We start from the raw sequence: 19,148 nt of genomic DNA on the forward strand, positions 1-19,148 counted from the left end.
TCCTATTCTATGAGGCCCCTTTGGACATGCCTGTCACGCAAGGCCGTGCTTTTGTCGTTTTCGCATATCCCGCACGGAACAGACTCGCTCGGCGGCCAGCATGAACCAGCCGGGCTCGGGTTCACTGGCTCCCGTCCAGCGCAGGTAGAAGCGCCCGAGCCGCTCACTACTCAGGCTACTGCCACGAAAGACATCGACGTTGCCGTAGAGGTAATGGCCCGGCCCGAGCACTTTCAGAGTGGCTTCGGCCAGCAGATAGAGGGCTGCAAAGGGATTGGCCAGACCGGCCCGCTCCCCCTCACGGCGCACCAGCAGGATCCAGACCCGTCGGGTCGCAGCATCAAAGCGCCAGGCGAGATAAATTTGGCGATAGCAGAAAGCGTGGCCGAGCTGGATGGGGGTTGCCCCCAGATGGTGAGGTACCACCGCCACACCCCTGGCTTGCAGCCAGGGGATCAGGGGGTCAGTAGTTAACGGGCCCCCCCTCACAGGCAGACCCTCCCGAGGGGCTGGATATTGATCTGCTGGGTCAGCTCCTGATAGGAGAGCACCGGCAGGGCATGGTAATCCCCCTCGATGAGCTTGCGCACATAGCGGCGGATATCCATGGAGACGATGAGCACCGGTTTGTTCTGCATCTGGGCCAGATCACCGACGGTATGGCGCACCTGATCGAGAAAGCTCTGGGTAATAGTGGGATCGAGCGCCAAGTAACTGCCCGCGCTGGTCTGGCGAATGCCGCCGCGGATCTGCTCCTCCACCTGCTGATCGAGCAGATAGGCAGGCAAGATGTTGTTACCGTTGGCGTACTTGTAGCAGATGTAGCGCTTGAGGCTGCTGCGGATGTACTCGGTGAGCTGCACCACATCCTTCTCTTTCTGGCCCCACTCCACCATCGCCTCGAGGATGGCGCGCATGTTGCGGATGGAGATATCCTCCCCCACCAGCCGCTGCAAAATTTCGGTCATCCGCTGCAGCGGGATGATGCGTTGCGCCTCCTTCACCAGCTCGCCATAACTCCCCTCCATCTGCTCCAGCAGGTAGCGGGTCTCCTGAATGCCGATAAAGTCCTCGGCATATTCCCGCAGCACATGGGATAGATGCCAGGTCACCACCTGATCGGTGGTGAGGCTGGCCAGCCGTGACTTCTCCAGCCGCTCCTGATGTTCATTAGCGACCCACAAGGTCGGTTGTCCCGGCAGCAACGGCGCCCCCTCTTCGTAGGGGATCCCCAGCAGATCGAGCTGGGAGGCGCTCTCCTGCACCAGCTGGTGGCCCGGTCGCAGCAGACCGCGGGCGACCGGCACTTCCTGCAGCTGGATCAGGTATTCGCCAGGCCCCATCCCATCGTTGAAACGCAGGTGAATACCCGGGAAGGGCACCCCGAGATCGAGATAGAGGGCGCGGCGCACCCGCACCAGTTCGTCGTTGAGGGCAATCGCCTCCAGCTCGGCCTGCAAAGCAGCATCCACATCGATCAGGAGCGGCACCGTCATGGCGAACTCCTCCTTCTCCCCCAGCTTGCCCCGCGGCTTGCTGCCCGGTTTTGGCTTGCTGCGGGCGGCGGGGGCTCCCGCCCCCTGCGCCAGCACGGCTGGAAGATCCTGACTGTTGCTGCTCTGCGCCTTGCGCTGACGCAAGCCGATAAAATAACCGCCTGCCGTGACGATGGCCGCCAGCGCAAAGAAGGTGATCATCGGGAAGCCCGGGATCAACCCAAACAGCACCAGCAGCAGACCACCTATCAGCAGCGCCTTGGGCTGGGCCACCACTTGGGCACCGATATCGGTACCCAGATCGGAAGACTCTTCGGAGGAGACCCGGGTAACGATGATCCCCGCGGTGATGGCGATCAGCAGCGCCGGCACCTGGGAGACCATGCCATCACCCACCGTCAGGATGGAGTAGAGCTGCAGCGCATCGGCGGCGGATAACCCCTTCTGGGTTACCCCTATGGTGACACCACCTAGGATGTTGACGAAGATGATGATGAGGCCCGCGATGGCGTCCCCTTTCACGAACTTCATGGCGCCATCCATGGAGCCGAACATCTGGCTCTCCTTCTCGATGACCCCGCGGCGATCCCGCGCCTCGTGCACGTCGATCACCCCGGCGCGCATGTCACCGTCGATACTCATCTGCTTGCCCGGCATGGCATCGAGGGAGAAGCGGGCACTCACCTCGGCGACCCGCTCCGAACCCTTGGTGATCACCAGAAACTGGACGATGGTGATGATGAGGAAGATGACGATCCCCACCACCAGATTGCCCCCCACCACGAAGTTGCCGAAGGTGTAGACGATCTGCCCCGCATCGGCCTGCAGCAGGATCATCCGGGTGGTACTCACCGACAAGGCAAGCCGGAACAGGGTGGTGATCAGCAGCACCGCCGGAAAGGCGGAGAACTGCAGCGGCGAATTGATATAAACCGCCATCATCAGCAGTACCACCGAGATGGTCATGTTGATGGCAATCAGGATATCGAGGGCCACCGGCGGCAGCGGCAAGACCATCATAAAGACGATGGCCAGCAGCAGGATCGCCAGCATGATGTCCTTGCGCTCGCCTATCCGGCGCAGCAACTCAAGGGAGCGTTGATTCATTCTGCTCTTCCAATTCGAGGTATTGTTGATAGGCAAAACGGGCTTCATCCAGCCGCCCTGCCAACTGGCAGGCCCGGCTGCGGCAGAGCCAGAGCGGGCCGTCGGCCTCCCCTTGCTGCATCAGCTGATCGACATGGGCCAGCGCCGCCTCCCCCTCCCCCTGTTTGAGCAGGGCCACCAGCAGGGTCCGTCGCCCTCCCTGATGGTCGGGGTGGATCTGCAACAGGGCGGCCAGCAGGACGCGCGCCTTGTCAGGGTGGCCATATTGCAGTTGCAACCAGCCGGTGAGCAGCAGCGCATCCTGCTGCTGTGACGTAAGCACCATGGTCATACCTTGTGCAGCAGATGAAGGGTCATCTGCATCAGTTGTTCATCGGCGTGCATCTGTTCGAGCAGCGCAGCGGCCGCTCGCAACTCCGGGCTCTGCCCTTCTGCCAGCACACTGCGCAGACCCTGCATCGCCTGATTGAAATCAACCGGCCGCAGCAAGTCGTGAAAGCCGCGATCCGGAGTGGCGAAATCGAGCAGCGCCCGATCCGCCAGCCGCTCGGGGTAGAGGCGGCTGATATGGGGTTCGATGGACTGGCCATCGGGTAACAGGGCATAACGCCCCGGCAGGCTGCGCTCCTGATCGTCAAGGGAGATGGCGCTAAGCTGCTCGATACCGATATGCGCAGCAGTGATCCGGCTCATGACGCCAGCACCTCTCGCTGCAGCCGGCTCAGGGTGGTCACGGCCTGATGGAGCTGGGGCAGAGTCACGGCCCGCTCATCGAGAGTGACGAAGAGGATCAGCTGCTCCTCCCCCAACCAGCCGCTGCGCACCGGCAGGGCCGGGCCTTGCGCCGCGGCGGTCAAGGTCATGGCGCGGCGGATCGCCTCGCCACTCTGATGCCAGGGCACGGCGCGGGCCAACCAGAGGGTCAGTTGTCCCTGATGGCGCTCCAGTTGCAGAGTGCCGCTCTGCTCCAGTTCAAGCTGGATCAGCGAATGGGGGTTATCCCCTATGGTGATGCCCAGATCCTGGCAAAACTGCACCAGCAGGGGTTCAATCCAGTTCATGACGACTCTCCAGACAACTCATCCTCTTCCCGCTCGATGGCGTTATCGAGCGCACCCTGACAGCACTGCAACAGGTTCTGGCGCTGCTCCTCCTCACTGAACAGCTCCACCGGCAGCAGGCGGATCAGCCGCTTGAGCTCTTGATAGAGCAGCACCTGCTGGCGACAATCTGACAGCTCAAGAGCCACACCGACCTGCTCCACATCACGCACGCTGGCCCAGCGTTTCTCCACCAGGGCGATCAGATCGCCCATCAGATCAGAAGGCCCGTATGCCATGGGCCGAGCCCTCCTTCACCCGTTGCCACAGCTCGTCCACTTGCGCCGAGAGGGTGTTGAGCAGCCGCAGCTTGTGCATGTCGCTCATCACCCGTTCCAGCTTGACCGGGTCGAGCCAGCGCTGCTGGCTGTCGAGATCGGCACTCAGGGCCTTCATCATGAAGCCGGTCACCTTCTCCAGCGCACCGTTGCCAAAGCGGCTGTGAATATCGCGCCAGGCGGCAGAGAGGGCACGGTAGTCCTGCACCGCATCGCGATAGAGATCCCGTAGATCCTGCTCGGCTCCCACGCCCGCTTTGGCCGCTTCGGCCGCGGGGCCGGTAATGCGCGCCCCCAGCACGATGGCACTGCCCTGCTCGTCCGCCAGCTTGGCCAGCGCCTGCTCCACCAGCGCCAGGGTGCCCTGCATCTCCGGTCGTCCGGCGAGGGCCTTGCGCGCCTGGCAGAGCGCCTCGAACTGCTCGCTCACCTCCCCCGAATAGCTCTCGAGGTAGGCCAGCAGCTGGGAGAGATTGGCCAGCCGACCGCTGCCGAGGTGGCTCACCATCTCCTTGATCTTCTGCTGGCGTTCGAGCTCCGGCACTTTGTCGAGGTAATCCCCCACCAGCGCCTCGATCTCGCTGATGCGGGCATGGCTGTCACTCAGTTTGCGCTTGGCGAGCGAAAGCTCAGCGCGCTCAGAAAAGACAAAGGTGAGCTCTTCGGCGGCATCTGCCAGCGACTGGGCGGCACTGGCCAGCACGACCCGCTCCCCCTGAAATTGCCCACCCTGCAGGGGAGCCTGACGGGATGCGACCTCTGCTCCGCGCAGCTCGGGCTGGGCGGCAGAGGCATAGGGGTTGCTCTGGATAATGGCCATGGAAACTCCCGTGACGAATGGATTGACGAGGATGGCATTATAAAAATCGCCCTCATCCCCCTATGCCAAAATCGGCCGTGAATTTTTAGCCCGCTCCCAACGGTTTTCTAAAAAGTCCCGACTCGCGCTGAAATCCCCGTAGCCCCCCATCCCCTATAGTGGCCACCAGTTTCAATGGCGCAGATTGTTATGACCCTCTCCCTCGACCACATTCCCGACCAGCTTCGTCACGCCATCGACGAGTGCCGCCTGATCCAGATCCGTGGCCGGGTCACCCAGGTGACCGGCACCCTGCTCAAGGCGGTCGTCCCCGGGGTGCGGATCGGTGAGCTCTGTCATCTACGCAACCCGGACAACACTCTCTCCCTGCAGGCAGAGGTGATCGGCTTTGCCCAGCATCAGGCGCTGCTCACCCCCCTTGGCGAGATGTTCGGCATCTCCTCCAACACCGAGGTGAGCCCGACCGGTGCCATGCATCAGGTCGGGGTCGGCGAGCATCTGCTCGGTCAGGTGCTCGATGGCCTCGGTAACCCCTTTGGCGGTGGCCATCTGCCGGAGCCCGATGCCTGGTATCCGGTCTATCGGGATGCGCCGGCCCCCATGAGCCGCAAGCGCATCGCCGAGCCCATTTCGCTGGGTATTCGCGCCATCGACGGCCTGCTCACCTGCGGTGAGGGGCAACGGATGGGGATCTTCGCGGCCGCAGGTGGTGGCAAGAGCACCCTGCTGGCGTCGCTTATTCGCAGCGCCGAGGTAGATGTCACCGTGCTGGCGCTGATCGGTGAACGGGGCCGTGAGGTGCGCGAATTTATCGAAGCGGATCTGGGGGAAGAGGGGCTCAAGAAGGCTGTGCTGGTGGTGGCCACTTCGGATCGCCCCGCCATGGAACGGGCCAAGGCGGGCTTTGTCGCCACCTCCATCGCCGAGTATTTCCGCGATCAGGGCAAGCGGGTACTGCTGCTGATGGACTCCGTCACCCGCTTTGCCCGTGCCCAGCGGGAGATTGGTCTGGCCGCTGGCGAACCGCCAACCCGACGGGGCTATCCGCCGTCGGTGTTTGCCGCCCTGCCCCGCCTGATGGAGCGGGCCGGTCAGTCGGACAAGGGCTCCATCACTGCCCTCTATACCGTGCTGGTAGAGGGGGATGACATGACAGAACCGGTCGCTGACGAGACCCGCTCCATCCTCGATGGCCACATCATACTGTCGCGCAAACTGGCGGCGGCCAACCACTACCCGGCCATCGACGTGCTGCGCTCCGCCAGCCGAGTGATGAACCAGATCATCGCGCCCGAGCATCAGGCTCAGGCTGGTCGACTGCGCAGCTGGCTGGCGAAATATGAAGAGGTGGAGCTGTTGCTGCAGATCGGCGAATACCAGAAAGGGCAGGACAAGGTAGCCGATGAGGCGATCGCCCGCATCGAGACTATTCGCCAGTGGCTCAGGCAAGGCACTCATGAACCCAGCTCACTGCCGGAAGCCCTCTCGACTCTGGAGACGCTGACCCGATGATTGGCCGCCTGCAACGAATAAAAGACCTGTGGCTGGATCGGGCCGAGCAGCAGCTCGCCGCCCAGCAGGCTCGGGTGCAACTCGCCCGCGTCCGCCAGCGCGAAGCGGAGCAGGAGAGTCTCGACTATCGCCAGTGGCGCCTTGCCGAAGAAGAGCGGCTATTTGCCATCTGTCAGGCGGAGCAACTCGATCGCAAGGGGCTCAAGGCGTGGCAACAGCAAGTGGCGCTGCTGCGGGAGAAAGAGGCCCAGCTTGAACAAACTGCCGCCGAGCAGGCCGAGCGGGTCGCCGAAGAGCGCATCCGCTTGCAGGAGCGCCAGCAGGCGGTACACCGAGCCCGCCAGCAGCAACAGAAATTTGCCGAACTACACCGTCAGGAGCAGGCCTCACAGCAAGCCCTGCGTGACTACAACGAAGAGCAGGAACAGGAAGAGTTCCGCCAGCAGATCAGGATGTAACGAGTCATGACCCGAATCCTCCCGATACAGGGCACAGTGACAGCCCGGGGCGATACCCAGATGGCTGAAGCCAATCGGTCGCAACAACAGCGTTTCGAGCAGGCGATGCGGCTTGATCAGGAACAAAAGACAGCTCACCAACACCGGGAAAATAACCTGCACCAAAGCAGGGTTCCGTTGCATCAACAGCTATTGCAGGCGCAGCAACAGAAAAAAGAGATAGCCGATAAGGCCCAACAGCAGGAGCTTGCCACCACTCACGGAAGGTCAAAAAAACAGCAGCCAGAGCCGCTCGTCAAAGAGGAGCAACTCGGCATTTCCCTCTCTGAAGTGGCCGCCCGTGACCAGAAGGAAACAGAGCGACAAGCAGATCAACACTCACAGGATAAAGAGCTGGAGGACTGCGCACACCTGTCCCTAGAAGCATGGTCACTACCAGGACAAAAGAGCTCGCAGTCCACATCGTCATCGGCACAGGAAAAGCCCTCGGCATATTCCGATAAGGGCACGGATAACACGTTGATAGCAGGTGACACCTCTGGACTGGACAGGGCGCTAGTGACCGAAAAAGCCGCCCAGCAACTGAACGAAGCATCCTTAGTCGATGCCCGTGAGCTCGCAGAGCCGCTCGCCGCTGACACTGACATCAATGCGCTCACTCTTAATGACGAGATGCCCGAAGCCAGCGGTCAACCGATCCCCACACAGGTGAAAACCCCAGGGGATCTGCAGCTCGCCCGACTGGCTCCAGCCGAAAACAACCGGGAGCTGGGTCAGCTGCTGGAGCGACTGGCGGTGGATATCTATCAGGAGCTGGGCCGCTCGGAGCGTCCGCCGCTGCTGCGCCTGACGTTGCCACAGCTGGGCGATCTCTCCATTCGCATCGCTCACCACCATGGCGAGTTGCAGATCGAGATCCTCGCCACGGCGCAAGGAGAGCTGCTGCTCAATCAGGGGCGCAGCGATCTGGTCGACCGCCTGCAACGGCTCTATCCCGGCGAGCGGGTCGCCCTCGATCTCTTCGGCCAGCCCGACAGTGAACAGGGTTCGCGCCATAAACGATCCATCTACGAAGAGTGGGATGCCGACGCATGACACCGATTACCCTCACCTCCGCCTCGCTGGCAGAGCTGACTTTACAGCAGACCCTGAGCCAATACCGCCAGCACTTTGGCTGGAGTGGCGGCGAGCTTCTCCTCACCATCGGTTTGCCGCCTGCGACGCTCGATACCCGGCTGCAACTGCAGTGGCAGGGGCTCTCTTTGCCGCTGTTGTGCAACGGCGCAGAGCTGGCGCACTGTCTGGCGCCGGATCTACAACAGGCGGCACTGTTCAGCCTGCCCGAGCCGCTGCAACTGGCACTGATCGAACGGCTGGGACAACCCCTCGGTGGCCTCACCTGCTCGGCGCTGACCCGACCGGAGAGTAACGTTCAGACCGATGAGCCAGCCTTGCAACTGCTGTTACAACGGGAGGGGGCAAGTCTCGCTCTCTGGCTGCCGCAGCCCGAGCCCCTGCTGGCCAGATTGCCACCACGGCCACGGCAGCAGCGGTTGCCGCTGCCCCTCACCCTCTCGCTGCAGTGGGGCGAGATGGGGCTGACCATGGATGAGCTCGTCACCCTCGCTATCGGCGATGTGCTGCTGCCGCCACCCCATCCGCAGCTCGGCCAGCAACTGCTGGTCTGCGTGGAGGGTCGCCCCTTTGCCTACTGCCAACCCCATCCACAACATCTGGAATTGACTGCCATGCATAATGCTGCCTCCGCTGAACCCTTCGGCCCGACCGAACTGGATCAACTGCCGATCCAGGTGAGCTTCGAAGTGGGCCGCCAGACCCTGGACTGGCATACCCTCACCAGCCTGCAACCGGGCGCCCTGATCGATCTTGGCACGCCCCTCGATGGCGAAGTGCGCATCATCAGCAACGGCCATTCGCTGGGAACGGGCCGACTGGTGGAGATCCAGGGTCGCCTGGGTGTACGGGTCGAACGCCTCGACAACGAGTCACAGTCATGATCCAGTTGCCAGACGAGCTAAACCTTATCGTCGGGCTGGCCCTGCTGGCCCTGCTCCCCTTTATCGCCGTGATGGCCACCTCCTTCGTCAAGCTGGCGGTGGTCTTCTCGCTGCTGCGCAACGCCCTCGGGGTGCAGCAGATCCCCCCCAACATGGCGATGTACGGGCTGGCGATCATTCTCAGCATTTATGTGATGGCGCCGGTTGGCTTTGCCACCCAGGATTACCTGCGCCAGAACGAGGTGTCGCTGGCGAAAGCCGAATCGGTGGAGAAGTTCCTCGATGAGGGGATTGCCCCCTACCGCGACTTTTTGAAAAAGCAGATCAAACCGCGGGAACACGCCTTCTTTATCGACAGCACCAAGCAACTCTGGCCCAGCAAATATGCCGACCGGCTGGAGCCAGACAGCCTGCTGATCCTGCTGCCCGCCTTTACCGTGAGCGAGCTGAGCCGCGCCTTCGAAATCGGCTTTCTGATCTACCTGCCCTTTATCGCCATCGACCTCATCATCTCCAACATCTTGCTGGCGATGGGGATGATGATGGTCTCCCCCATGACCATCTCGCTGCCCTTCAAGCTGCTGCTGTTTGTGCTGCTCGATGGCTGGGCCCGCCTGACCCACGGGCTGGTCATCAGTTACGGAGGCTAGCATGAGTCACGCCGATATCCTTCACTTCACCAGCCAGGCGCTCTGGCTGGTGCTGATCCTCTCGATGCCACCTGTGCTGGTGGCGGCGCTGGTGGGCACCCTTGTCTCTTTGCTGCAGGCACTGACCCAGATCCAGGAGCAGACCCTGGGCTTTGTCGCCAAGCTGATCGCCGTGGTGATCACCCTGTTTGCCACCACCGCCTGGCTGGGTAACGAGCTCTACAGCTTTGCCGATATGGTGTTGTTCAAGGTGCCGCAGATCCAATGACGCTGGAGAGCCTGCAGGCCCAGATGCTGGCCTATACCCTGCTGCTGCCGCGCTTTATCAGCTGCTTCGTGATGCTGCCGGTGCTGAGCAAACAGATGCTGGGAGGGGCGATGATCCGCAACGGCGTGGTCTGCTCGCTGGCGCTCTACGCCTACCCCACAGTCGCCGACACCTTGCCGGATCAGATCGACGGCATGGCGCTGGCCATGCTGATCGCCAAGGAGGTGCTGCTCGGCCTGCTGATCGGCTTTGTCGCCGCCATCCCCTTCTGGGCCATCGAGGCGAGCGGTTTTCTGATCGACAACCAACGCGGCGCCGCCATGGGCTCCCTGTTCAACCCGAGTCTCGGCAGCCAGACCAGTCCCACCGGTCTGCTGCTGACCCAGACCCTGATCACCCTCTTTTTTGCCAGCGGCGCCTTTCTCGCCCTGCTGGCCGCCCTGTTCCAGAGCTATATCAGCTGGCCGGTGGCGCACTTTTTCCCCACTATCGACGAGCAGTGGGTCAACTTTTTCTACAGCCAGTTCAGCCATATGTTGCTGCTCTGCGCTTTGCTGGCGGCGCCGCTCTTGATCGCCATGTTTCTGGCCGAATTCGGGCTGGCGCTGATCAGCCGCTTCGCCCCTTCACTGAACGTCTTCGTGCTGGCGATGCCGATAAAAAGCGCCGTCGCCAGCCTGTTGCTGGTCATCTACATCAAGCTGATGATGGATCACGCCTATCAACAGGTGCTGGCAGTGATGGACCCGCTGCAACTGCTGATCCCCATTCTGGAGGCGCGATGAGCGGCGAGAAGACCGAACAACCCACCCCCAAAAAGTTGCGGGATGCCCGCCAGAAGGGGCAAGTGGTCAAGAGCAAGGAGGTGGTCTCCACCGCCATCATCCTCAGTCTGGTAGGCATGCTGATGGCGATGTCCGACTACTACCTCGAACATCTGGGCAAGCTGATGATGATCCCGGAGTCCCACATCAACCTCCCCTTTACCCAGGCGCTCAACCATGTGGTGGAGAACCTGATGCAGGAGATGGCCTATCTCTGCATTCCGCTCCTCGCGGTCGCGGTGCTGGTGGTACTCGCCTCCCACTTCGCACAGTACGGTTTTCTGCTGAGCGGTGAGTCCATCAAGCCAGACATCAAAAAGATCAATCCGGTGGAGGGGGCCAAGAAGATCTTCTCCATCAAGAGCCTGATGGAGTTCGTCAAATCACTGCTCAAGGTGAGTCTCCTGAGCCTCTTGGTGTGGGTCACCATAAAGGGCAATCTGCAGGCGATGCTCCAGTTGCCCGGCTGCGGCATGAGCTGCATCACTCCGGTACTGGGGGGCATGCTGGGCCAGCTGATGGCGGTTTGCGCCATGGGCTTTGTGGTGATCGCCATCGCTGACTACGCCTTCGAACACTACCAGCACATCAAGCAGCTCAAGATGAGCAAGGACGAGGTGAAGCGGGAGTACAAGGAGATGGAGGGGAGCCCGGAGATCAAGAGCAAGCGCCGCCAGTTCCATCAGGAGTTGCAATCGAGCAACATGCGCGCCGACGTGAAGCGATCCTCGGTCATCGTCGCCAACCCGACCCATATCGCCATCGGCATTCGCTACGAGCGGGGAGAAACCCCGCTGCCAGTGGTGACCCTCAAATTCACCGATGCCCAGGCGCTGCAGGTACGCAAGATTGCCGAAGAGGAGGGGATCCCTGTGCTGCAACGCATTCCACTGGCCCGCGCGCTCTATCGGGATGCCCAGCTCAACAACTACATTCCCGCCGACCAGATTGAGGCGACCGCCGAGGTTCTGCGCTGGCTGGAGCATTGGCGCCAGAGCGAAGGGCCACAGTGGTAGGGCAGTACGCTGCCCGCCTGGCCAAACAAACTGCGCAACACGCGAAAAACTGACAAATCCCCGACCGCTCCCTGATATAGCGCGCCATCACGGCTCGGTATCATCCCCTTATCGTCAACCCTGTCGGGAATCACATCATGGCCTTACCAGCAATCGGTGGACACATTCACCTCAACCGCCCAGCCTCACCCCAGCAGACAGAGGCCAGCCCGCTACTGGCCAAGGGTAACAAGCTGTTCGAACAATCCGTCAAGCGCGGCATCGGCCACTTCCAGAGCAGCGATCTCAAGCAGGTCATCAGCGCCCTGCGCCAGTTGCAAAGCGTCCCCGATAGCGGCAAAGCGCAGCGGGTGCAGGATGCAATCCAGCACTGGGAGCAGCACCACCCCAAAGAGGTGGCAGCACGCGGCGCTCGTCTGACCGAACTGAAGCAGGCCCTGGCAGAACAGGGTGCCATCACCAGAGCCGCCCCGCGACATGAACCGAAAGTGATGGCGGGTGGCACCCAGGCCCTGCTGCAAAAGAGCATGGCCGGACTGGAAAAACTGGGCAGCTACGCTTGCACCGACGCCCAGACCTTTGTCCAGCCCAACAACCCGAGCTATCAGAAGATCATCGGCAAACTCAACGCCTTCGGGCAGGATCCCCAGCGCCTGGCAGCCAACCAGCGCGCCAACAACAGCGCCAATATGGCCGCCATCCAGATAACCAGAAACAAGCAGCCACTATCCTTGCGCACCATGGAAAACATCGCCAAGGCGGTGGATGACGCCAAGGCCGGTTGCTGCTCGACCCTGGCCTATTCGGCGGCGGCCGAACTGCTGCGCCACAACAGTGACCAGCGGATCGAAGTGCTGGCCCATCGTGGCGCACAGGGGCACGCCCAAACCCACTGCTTTGTGGTGATTGGCCGCGCCGAAGGGAGTGAACTCACCAAGCCTGAAAGCTGGGGGCCACACGCCAAAGTGGTCGACCCCTGGGCCGCCACCATAGGGGCGCCACTGGTCGGTACCCCTGCCCGCCCCCCTATCGCCAACCTGTGGCCGCCCACAGAGTCGGTCTTTGATAACACCCATCGGGAGGATTAATGATGTTCCATGCCATGCTATCAACCCTCGTTCGCCAGCTATCCCTGCCGCAGGAGTGCCTGCACGAAGAGGGGTTGGATCTGCAGGCGGGCCCCTTCAGCCTCCATATTCGCGAGCGGGATCAACTGGTGACCCTGTTTATTCCGCTGGGGGATATCCAGACCCCCTCCCTCGCCGCCATGGCCGACTGGCCTGTGCTGCAACTCAGCCGAGACAGCGAACAGAGCACCCTGCTCTGGTGTCGCGAGTGGCTGGACAAGCTGGATGTGGATCTCCTGACCGATATGGTCAGCCGCATGCTGCATCAGGCTGAAGCCCTGACCCAAGGCACTGCACTAGCAGCTACCGAGCTCAGCGAGCCAGCAATCGAACCAGCCATGTCACGCCCGAACAGCGCTATCCCGACGACCATTCGCGCCTGATTTCGGCGTAGGTTGATAACTGAGCACAGCGCAACCAACACGGGGCCATCACTGATGGCCCCGTTTTTATTGCAGGCCTTACAACGTAAGGCCATCAGCATTCTGTTATCTGCTTGAACGCCCATCATAAACCACTGAAAGGTTGTCGATTGCAACCCACTTGCGTACTATTGCCAGCCATTGTGCTTCAGGCTTCTTGGCTCGTGATTCAAGGAGTTGTCACTCGGCAGATAGTGGATACCGCCTCTAATGAAGATCTTGAAATACTGTTCGGCACTGGCACTCACGCTTGCTGCTTTTCCTTCGGTTGCCTCATTCGACCAAGACGGGTGCAGTTTTTGGCTGACAGACTGTCCATTGCCTGCTTATCCGCTTTTCCTTTCCGAAAATGACACCAAGAGCAACTTGCTGATGCTGCTGGCTGACAAGCAGCGACTCTCCCTTCCCTTTATGCTTCCGGCCGATCCGGCCAACGAACGCGATATGGAACTCTTCTCTCTGCAACGCCTGCCACTTCCCGACGAGTTGGAAGTCCCGGAACTACGTGAACAGCTGTTTAGCCGGCTCACCGCCCACGACGCCTCGCTCCCGACTTTGCTGGAACACTATGCTGGTCGGGATGCCCTTTACGGCCGAGCCATTTCCAACTCACTGCAATCTGTCAGTCAATTTCTCGATGCCCTTGAGCAGAGTGACCTGTCATCTACCGAGCGCACGCATCTACTCAAAACCCGCTTACAGCTCCTTGGTCAACAGGAAGATAGCCCCCAGTCTTCCGACATCACAATGAGCGAGTCTGCCAAGGAGTGGCAGGCTTACCTAGATGCGGCACGCCACTTCTACGAAGGTCATTTCTCCGAGGCATTGACCGGCTTTATGGCTCTGCAAGAGGCAAAAGCACCGTGGATTGCCGAAACCGCGAGCTATATGGTGATGCGAACACACCTTAATGCAGCGGTGAAAGATGCGCAGAGCGAGTATGGTGATACGGATTTCACCAAGAGTGATAAAGAGGCGCTGAAACAGGCCATGACACAGGGGCTGTCGTATCTGGCGGCCTATCCGCAAGGCCGTTACGTCAGCTCGACCAAGGGGATGTTCAGACGCATCAACTGGATGGCGGGTGACCAGGCTTCATTGCGCGATAACTATAGCGAAGCGATAGCCGCTGACCACTCCCTGCCGGAACTTGAGGCGCTGGTTAACGAAATAGATCTCTCTTTGCTGAGCGCAGATGCTTATCGAAATGAACTCGCCTACGAGGATAAAACTCAGCCTGAGCTGCTGTTTATCAATGCACTGCGTGGCCTCAGAACTGGCTATGACCAGAAACGCAACTGGAGTGACGAGCAGATCGATGGGGCCATCCAACAGCTGCAAGAGACGGGTAAAACGGAAGAGGCTACCTATCTGCAAGCTTATCGATTGCTGCAGAACCAACAGTTTGATGCTGTACTGGCGCTGTTGCCCAAAACAGAAGGACAAAACGCATCAACCCTGGCGTTTAGCCGCCAGTTGCTGCGCATCTGGGCACAGCAAGGAATGAAGGCGTTTGACCAGGCAGAGCAAGCCCTGATGACGCTCGTAGCGGCACCTCTCACTCAAGCCCAACAGGCATTCGTGGAGAACATGCTGGCAGATCAGTGGGTACGTACCGGCAATACTGCGGCCATTTTCAACAAAGAGAGCCCTGTCACTCAGTTGCGGATCCGCACCGTCGTGTTAAAACAGTCGGCAGATCCGGACTTGCTTCGTCAGCAGGCTCGGCAGGCCACAAGCGCCTTGGAAAGACAAATCGCCCTGCATACCTTGCTGGTGAGAGACCTGATTGCAGAGGATTACGCAACGTTCCTGAAAGACGTGACACTTATTCCGGCCGACTACAAGGAGGCTACCCCACCCAAGGATGAACCATGGCAACCGGTACCCAACAGAGATGTGCTCTTGTCAGCATTCAAGTGGGGAGGTGAAGGCACACCGCAGGGCTATTACTGCCGTGATTTGGCCTCCACTCTCGGCACACTGCTGCAACACCCCGGAGACGGACACGCACTCAACTGCCTGGGTGAATATCTGCGCAACAAGGATCCCGCGATCAATTTGTGGCAAGGAAAGGAGATGGTTTGGGGATTGTCAAAACCTGAGTCAGCCACCGCGCCAAGCAGGCTAAAGCTATATCAGGCCGTCATGGCCAACCCTAAAGCCGAGCCCGAAGACAAGAGCTATGCCCTTTATAGAGCCATCAACTGCTACGCACCATCAGGCTACAACGGGTGTGACGATCAGGAGCTCCCCAAGAGCATGCGGCAAGCCTGGTTCAACACGCTCAAGCAACGTTATGGCAACTCGGTATGGGCCAAATCACTCAAATACTACTGGTAAACCATGCCGCAGCCCCTCGTGCCTAGCCTGCTAATTCTGTTATCGACACTTGCTGCGCCACTTAAGGCAAGTGTCGATGCCAACAGCTATGACGCATTCTGGCTCTGGTCTGCCACCCGACATCAGCCAGTCCTGGCACAGGCAACCACCCTCTATTTGCATCAGGGGGAGATCCTGAACAGGCCATCCGGCCCCCGTTTTATCAAACTGGGGCGCGCTCCAACGCCACTTCAGACCGAACAACTCTGGCTTGTCGTGAGAGTGAATACGCTGCCGCTCTCTGCCGATCACAAGAAGTTGCTGGTCAAGCTGTATCAGGAGTGGCGCAAGGCCGGAGCCAAAGTAACGGGTATTCAGATCGACTTTGATGCAGCCACCCGCCAACTGGATCGTTACGCCACCTCTTTGCGGCAGTTGCGACAAGTGTTGCCGGCAGAGTGCAAGCTCAGCGTAACGGGCCTGCTCGACTGGGCCAAGACGGGGGATGTGGCGCAGCTCAACAGCCTTCCGGTCGATGAGATAGTCATCCAGACCTATCAGGGAAAACATACGGTACCGGGTTACAGCGCCTATCTACCCGCCATGATGCAGCTCACCATTCCATTCAAGGTTGGTCTGGTGCAGGAGGGCGAGTGGGAACCCTCGTGGCAGGCAAAGCTTGCGACCTCCCCCCACTACCGGGGGGAGGTCGTCTTCTTGATCAATCGCTAGTCCAGGATATCCCTTACTCCACCTCCCCCAGCGCACCGATCAGAGCGTCGAGTCCTTGGTCAACCTTCGAGCGCGGGCAGCCGACGTTGAGGCGGATATAGCCTGTGCCTTCCGGGCCGTAGGTGTCGCCGCGCATGATGGCGACCCGGTATTTCTCCACCAGCAAGGCTTGCAACGCATCCATCCGTTCGGTGGAGCCGATGCCAAGGCCGCGCAGATCAATCCAGGCAAGATAAGTTCCCTCGGGCACCCGATAGTCGATGGCGGGGAAGGCGGCGTTGAGCCGCGCCGCCACATGGGTGAGGTTGCCGTGCAGGTAGGCTTTCAGGGCATCAAGCCAGGCAGCCCCGTCCCGATAGGCGCTGATATGGGCCAGCACCCCGAGAATGGGCGGCGATGAGAGGCCGTGGGCCGCCTTGAGCCGCTGCAGATAGGCGGTCCGCGCCGCTGCGTTGGCAATAAAGGCGTAGGCGCCGCCAAGGGCGGGAATATTGAAGGATTTGGAGCCCGATCCTACCAGCGCCCAGTGATCGTCCGGCGCTACTTCGCTCCACGGCAGGTAGCGGGCAAAACTCACATCCATATGGATGTCGTCCGAGATGACCTTGACCCCGTGGCGCTGGCAGATGGCGGCCATCCGGCCGAGTTCATCGCGCGTCCAGACCCGGCCAGTGGGGTTGTGGGGGCTGCAGAGCAGCAAAATCCGGCAATCGGGGCGGGCTGCCTGTTGCTCGAAGCAGGCCCAGTCGATCTGGTAACTCCCCTGCTCTTTTTTAAGCGGGCAGGGCAGCAGCACCCGGTCGTTGGCAGCCAGCATATTGCCGAAGGCATCGTAGGCAGGGGTATGTACCAGCACCCCCTCACCCGGCGCCGACCAGAGGCTCACCAGCTGGGCAATCACATAGATGACCGAGGGGCCGTAAACCAGCGTCTCGGGTTCGAGGCTCGCCCCGTAGCGGTGGGCAAACCAGTTGCTCACCGCCCCCTTGAAGTCGTCGTGATTCCAGCGGCTGTAGCCAAATACCCCGTGCTCAAGACGGGTTGCCAGGTTCTGGCGAATGCAGGGGGCGGTCTCAAAATCCATGTCGGAGATGGTAAAGGGGAGCAGGTCGGCATGGCCAAAACGGTCGGCTACATAGTCCCATTGGGTGCAGTAGGTGCCGTGGCGGTCGACCACGCGGTCGAAGTCATAAATATCGTGCATGAAGTTTCTCCCTCCATAAACAGGAGACATATTGGGAGAGGCAAACAAGGGGGGCTTGCGCCCCCCGTTCGGATCTTATTGGCCGGTTCCGGCCCCCATCAGGCTCTGCAGCTGGTTTTTCACCAGATGCACCTGCGGGCCGATCACCACCTGCAGGTTGTGCTCGTCGAGCTTGATCACCCCGATGGCGCCGTTTGCTTTCAATACCTTGTCATCGACCCGGCTCATGTCCTGCACCGACATCCGCAGGCGGGTGATGCAGTTATCGAGCGCGAGGATGTTATCGGCCCCGCCCAGGGCGTTAAGGATGATTTCACCGTTGTAACCGCTGTTGCCGGCCTTCTTGCCTGCGGGCTGGGCAGCCTCGCTGGTCTCGATTTCGCGGCTCTCTTTTTCACGACCAGGGGTTTTCAGGTTAAAGCGCACGATGGCGAAGCGGAACACGCTGTAGTAGATGGCAAACCAGATGGCCGCCGCGACCGGCACCAGATACCACTTGGTGGCGGTGCCCTGCAGCACGCCGAACACCAGAAAATCGATGAGGTTGCCGTCGGTGTTGCCGATGGTGACGCCGAGCAGCCCCATGGTCATAAAGCCCAGACCGGTCAGGATGGCGTGAATGACGTAGAGTACCGGTGCCACGAACAGGAACAGGAACTCCAGCGGCTCTGTGATACCGCCGATGACGCAGGCCACCACGCCGGAGACCAGCAGCGCCTTGATCTTGCCGCGATTTTCCGGGCGAGCGCAGTGATACATGGCGAGCGCCGCGCCCGGCAGACCGCCGAGGAAGGCTGGCATCTTGCCCTGAGAGAGGAAGGAGGTGGCAGAGACCGAGAAGCCGCTGGTATCGGCGCAGGAGAGCTCGGCGTAGAAGATATTGAGGGCGCCACTCACCTCGTTGCCGCACACCAGCTGGGTGCCGCCCGCTTCGGTAAAGCGGATCAGCGCCACCAGAATGTGGTGCAGGCCGAGCGGCAGCAGCAGACGTTCACCGGTACCGAACAGGAAGGGGCCAAAGGGGCCGGCGTGGGAGATGAGCGCCCCGATGCCGTTAATGCCGGCAGCAAACCAGGGCCAGGCGAACGGCACGACCAGACCGACGACACCCAGCACCAATACAGTGATGATGGGCACGAAGCGGGCACCACCGAAGAAGGCGAGCGCATCGGGCATCTTGTAGGTGTAGAAACGGGCGTGGAGCTTCGCGACGATCACCCCGACGATGATGGCCCCCAGAATCCCGGTGTCGATGGAGCTGATGCCGAGGATCGATTTCACCCCGTAGGCCTTCTCCGCCGCCGCGTCACCGATGACGTTGGCCACGGTGAGGTAGAAGTTGATGGAGAGGTTGAGCGCCGCATAGCCGACGAAACCGGCAAAGGCCGCGACCCCCTTCTCTTCTCGCGCCAGTCCGAGCGGAATGGCCACCGCAAACATCACCGGCAGGTAGATAAAGGCCACCAGCCCCACCTTGGTCATCCAGAGGAACAGCAGTTGCAGCACGGTATTGTCGAGGAAGGGCATGCTCTGCTTGACCGCATCGCTGGTGAGCGAACTGCCGACACCGAGCAGGATGCCCGAGAAGGCCAGCAGGGCGACCGGCAACATAAAGGTCTTGCCGAGGCTCTGCAGGAACTCCCAGATGGTGGATTTGGCTTGAGGCTTGGCCATGAAACGGCTCCTTGTGAATAGACAGCAATATCTGCGGCTGCCCTCCCCCGCTCGAGGCAATCTCGACGCAATCTCGAAACAAAGGCGCGGGTCAGCATCAGGTTTTGCCGAATGATAAAA

At 60.7% G+C, this 19,148-nt stretch carries 21 protein-coding genes; 12 read left to right on the forward strand and 9 right to left on the reverse strand.

Features of this window, described 5'->3' with window-relative positions; all coding sequences use genetic code 11:
- Positions 1-33 precede the first annotated feature (33 nt).
- From AB5Y73_RS20300 to aopN, 7 genes are read right to left on the reverse strand one after another with little or no spacing between them, the layout of a single operon-like run.
- Complete coding sequence (locus tag AB5Y73_RS20300) at positions 34-489, reverse strand: LcrR family type III secretion system chaperone (RefSeq protein WP_118853551.1); 456 nt, start codon at positions 487-489, stop codon at positions 34-36.
- Entirely contained in the window at positions 486-2,651 is a 2,166-nt protein-coding gene (gene ascV / locus AB5Y73_RS20305; RefSeq protein ID WP_272955812.1) for a SctV family type III secretion system export apparatus subunit AscV, read from the reverse strand. The genes AB5Y73_RS20300 and ascV overlap by 4 nt, the downstream gene beginning before the upstream one ends.
- Positions 2,584-2,934 carry a type III secretion system chaperone AscY gene (gene ascY / locus AB5Y73_RS20310; protein WP_153227498.1) on the reverse strand — a complete coding sequence of 117 codons (351 nt, stop codon included), beginning with the start codon at positions 2,932-2,934 and terminating at the stop codon, positions 2,584-2,586. Before ascY ends, ascV begins: the two co-directional genes overlap by 68 nt.
- A complete protein-coding gene (gene ascX, locus AB5Y73_RS20315; protein ID WP_005334573.1) occupies positions 2,931-3,296 on the reverse strand; it encodes a type III secretion system protein AscX in 366 nt (121 codons plus the stop codon). The genes ascY and ascX overlap by 4 nt, the downstream gene beginning before the upstream one ends.
- On the reverse strand, positions 3,293-3,664 hold the full coding sequence (gene acr2, locus AB5Y73_RS20320; RefSeq protein ID WP_058055781.1) for a SycN family type III secretion system chaperone Acr2: 372 nt from the start codon (positions 3,662-3,664) through the stop codon (positions 3,293-3,295). Before acr2 ends, ascX begins: the two co-directional genes overlap by 4 nt.
- Positions 3,661-3,942 (reverse strand): type III secretion system gatekeeper subunit Acr1, encoded by a 282-nt coding sequence (gene acr1, locus AB5Y73_RS20325; RefSeq protein ID WP_005334576.1) that lies wholly within the window; start codon positions 3,940-3,942, stop codon positions 3,661-3,663. Before acr1 ends, acr2 begins: the two co-directional genes overlap by 4 nt.
- A complete protein-coding gene (gene aopN / locus AB5Y73_RS20330) occupies positions 3,923-4,801 on the reverse strand; it encodes a SctW family type III secretion system gatekeeper subunit AopN (RefSeq protein ID WP_118853549.1) in 879 nt (292 codons plus the stop codon). Before aopN ends, acr1 begins: the two co-directional genes overlap by 20 nt.
- Before the next feature lie 189 nt (positions 4,802-4,990).
- Here aopN and ascN point away from each other — a divergent pair, with 189 nt between their 5' ends.
- From ascN to AB5Y73_RS20390, 12 genes are all read left to right on the forward strand, one after another.
- Positions 4,991-6,313 (forward strand): SctN family type III secretion system ATPase AscN, encoded by a 1,323-nt coding sequence (gene ascN, locus AB5Y73_RS20335; RefSeq protein ID WP_118853548.1) that lies wholly within the window; start codon positions 4,991-4,993, stop codon positions 6,311-6,313.
- Positions 6,310-6,771, forward strand: coding sequence for a type III secretion system central stalk protein AscO (gene ascO, locus AB5Y73_RS20340; protein ID WP_181497152.1), 462 nt, complete (start codon positions 6,310-6,312; stop codon positions 6,769-6,771). The genes ascN and ascO overlap by 4 nt, the downstream gene beginning before the upstream one ends.
- Before the next feature lie 6 nt (positions 6,772-6,777).
- Entirely contained in the window at positions 6,778-7,866 is a 1,089-nt protein-coding gene (locus AB5Y73_RS20345) for a type III secretion system needle length determinant (RefSeq protein ID WP_235655490.1), read from the forward strand.
- Positions 7,863-8,789 (forward strand): type III secretion system cytoplasmic ring protein SctQ, encoded by a 927-nt coding sequence (sctQ, locus tag AB5Y73_RS20350; protein ID WP_236095692.1) that lies wholly within the window; start codon positions 7,863-7,865, stop codon positions 8,787-8,789. Before AB5Y73_RS20345 ends, sctQ begins: the two co-directional genes overlap by 4 nt.
- The gene (gene ascR / locus AB5Y73_RS20355) at positions 8,786-9,439 is read left to right on the forward strand and encodes a SctR family type III secretion system export apparatus subunit AscR (protein WP_005334585.1); all 654 of its coding nucleotides are present in this window, start codon (positions 8,786-8,788) and stop codon (positions 9,437-9,439) included. Before sctQ ends, ascR begins: the two co-directional genes overlap by 4 nt.
- A 1-nt stretch (position 9,440) precedes the next feature.
- Positions 9,441-9,707, forward strand: a complete 267-nt coding sequence (gene ascS, locus AB5Y73_RS20360) for a SctS family type III secretion system export apparatus subunit AscS (protein WP_005334586.1) — start codon at positions 9,441-9,443, stop codon at positions 9,705-9,707.
- Complete coding sequence (gene ascT / locus AB5Y73_RS20365) at positions 9,704-10,492, forward strand: SctT family type III secretion system export apparatus subunit AscT (protein ID WP_019446797.1); 789 nt, start codon at positions 9,704-9,706, stop codon at positions 10,490-10,492. Before ascS ends, ascT begins: the two co-directional genes overlap by 4 nt.
- On the forward strand, positions 10,489-11,547 hold the full coding sequence (gene ascU, locus AB5Y73_RS20370) for a SctU family type III secretion system export apparatus subunit AscU (protein ID WP_107683702.1): 1,059 nt from the start codon (positions 10,489-10,491) through the stop codon (positions 11,545-11,547). The genes ascT and ascU overlap by 4 nt, the downstream gene beginning before the upstream one ends.
- A 137-nt stretch (positions 11,548-11,684) precedes the next feature.
- Positions 11,685-12,635, forward strand: a complete 951-nt coding sequence (locus AB5Y73_RS20375; protein ID WP_107683701.1) for a hypothetical protein — start codon at positions 11,685-11,687, stop codon at positions 12,633-12,635.
- On the forward strand, positions 12,635-13,057 hold the full coding sequence (locus tag AB5Y73_RS20380; protein ID WP_181497150.1) for a hypothetical protein: 423 nt from the start codon (positions 12,635-12,637) through the stop codon (positions 13,055-13,057). The genes AB5Y73_RS20375 and AB5Y73_RS20380 overlap by 1 nt, the downstream gene beginning before the upstream one ends.
- Before the next feature lie 249 nt (positions 13,058-13,306).
- Positions 13,307-15,439: a hypothetical protein gene (locus tag AB5Y73_RS20385; RefSeq protein ID WP_107683699.1), complete on the forward strand. Its 2,133-nt coding sequence runs from the start codon at positions 13,307-13,309 to the stop codon at positions 15,437-15,439.
- A gap of 3 nt (positions 15,440-15,442) precedes the next feature.
- The gene (locus AB5Y73_RS20390; RefSeq protein WP_180343062.1) at positions 15,443-16,150 is read left to right on the forward strand and encodes a DUF3142 domain-containing protein; all 708 of its coding nucleotides are present in this window, start codon (positions 15,443-15,445) and stop codon (positions 16,148-16,150) included.
- A 13-nt stretch (positions 16,151-16,163) separates the two neighbouring features.
- On the opposite strand, the gene AB5Y73_RS20395 is transcribed toward AB5Y73_RS20390, so the two are convergent.
- Entirely contained in the window at positions 16,164-17,354 is a 1,191-nt protein-coding gene (locus tag AB5Y73_RS20395; RefSeq protein WP_107683698.1) for a MalY/PatB family protein, read from the reverse strand.
- A 75-nt stretch (positions 17,355-17,429) separates the two neighbouring features.
- Complete coding sequence (malX, locus tag AB5Y73_RS20400) at positions 17,430-19,028, reverse strand: maltose/glucose-specific PTS transporter subunit IIBC (protein WP_107683697.1); 1,599 nt, start codon at positions 19,026-19,028, stop codon at positions 17,430-17,432.
- Positions 19,029-19,148: the final 120 nt, after the last annotated feature.

The sequence above is a fragment of the Aeromonas sp. s7(2024) genome (genome assembly GCF_040907825.1).
In the GTDB taxonomy this organism is placed as follows: domain Bacteria; phylum Pseudomonadota; class Gammaproteobacteria; order Enterobacterales; family Aeromonadaceae; genus Aeromonas; species Aeromonas veronii.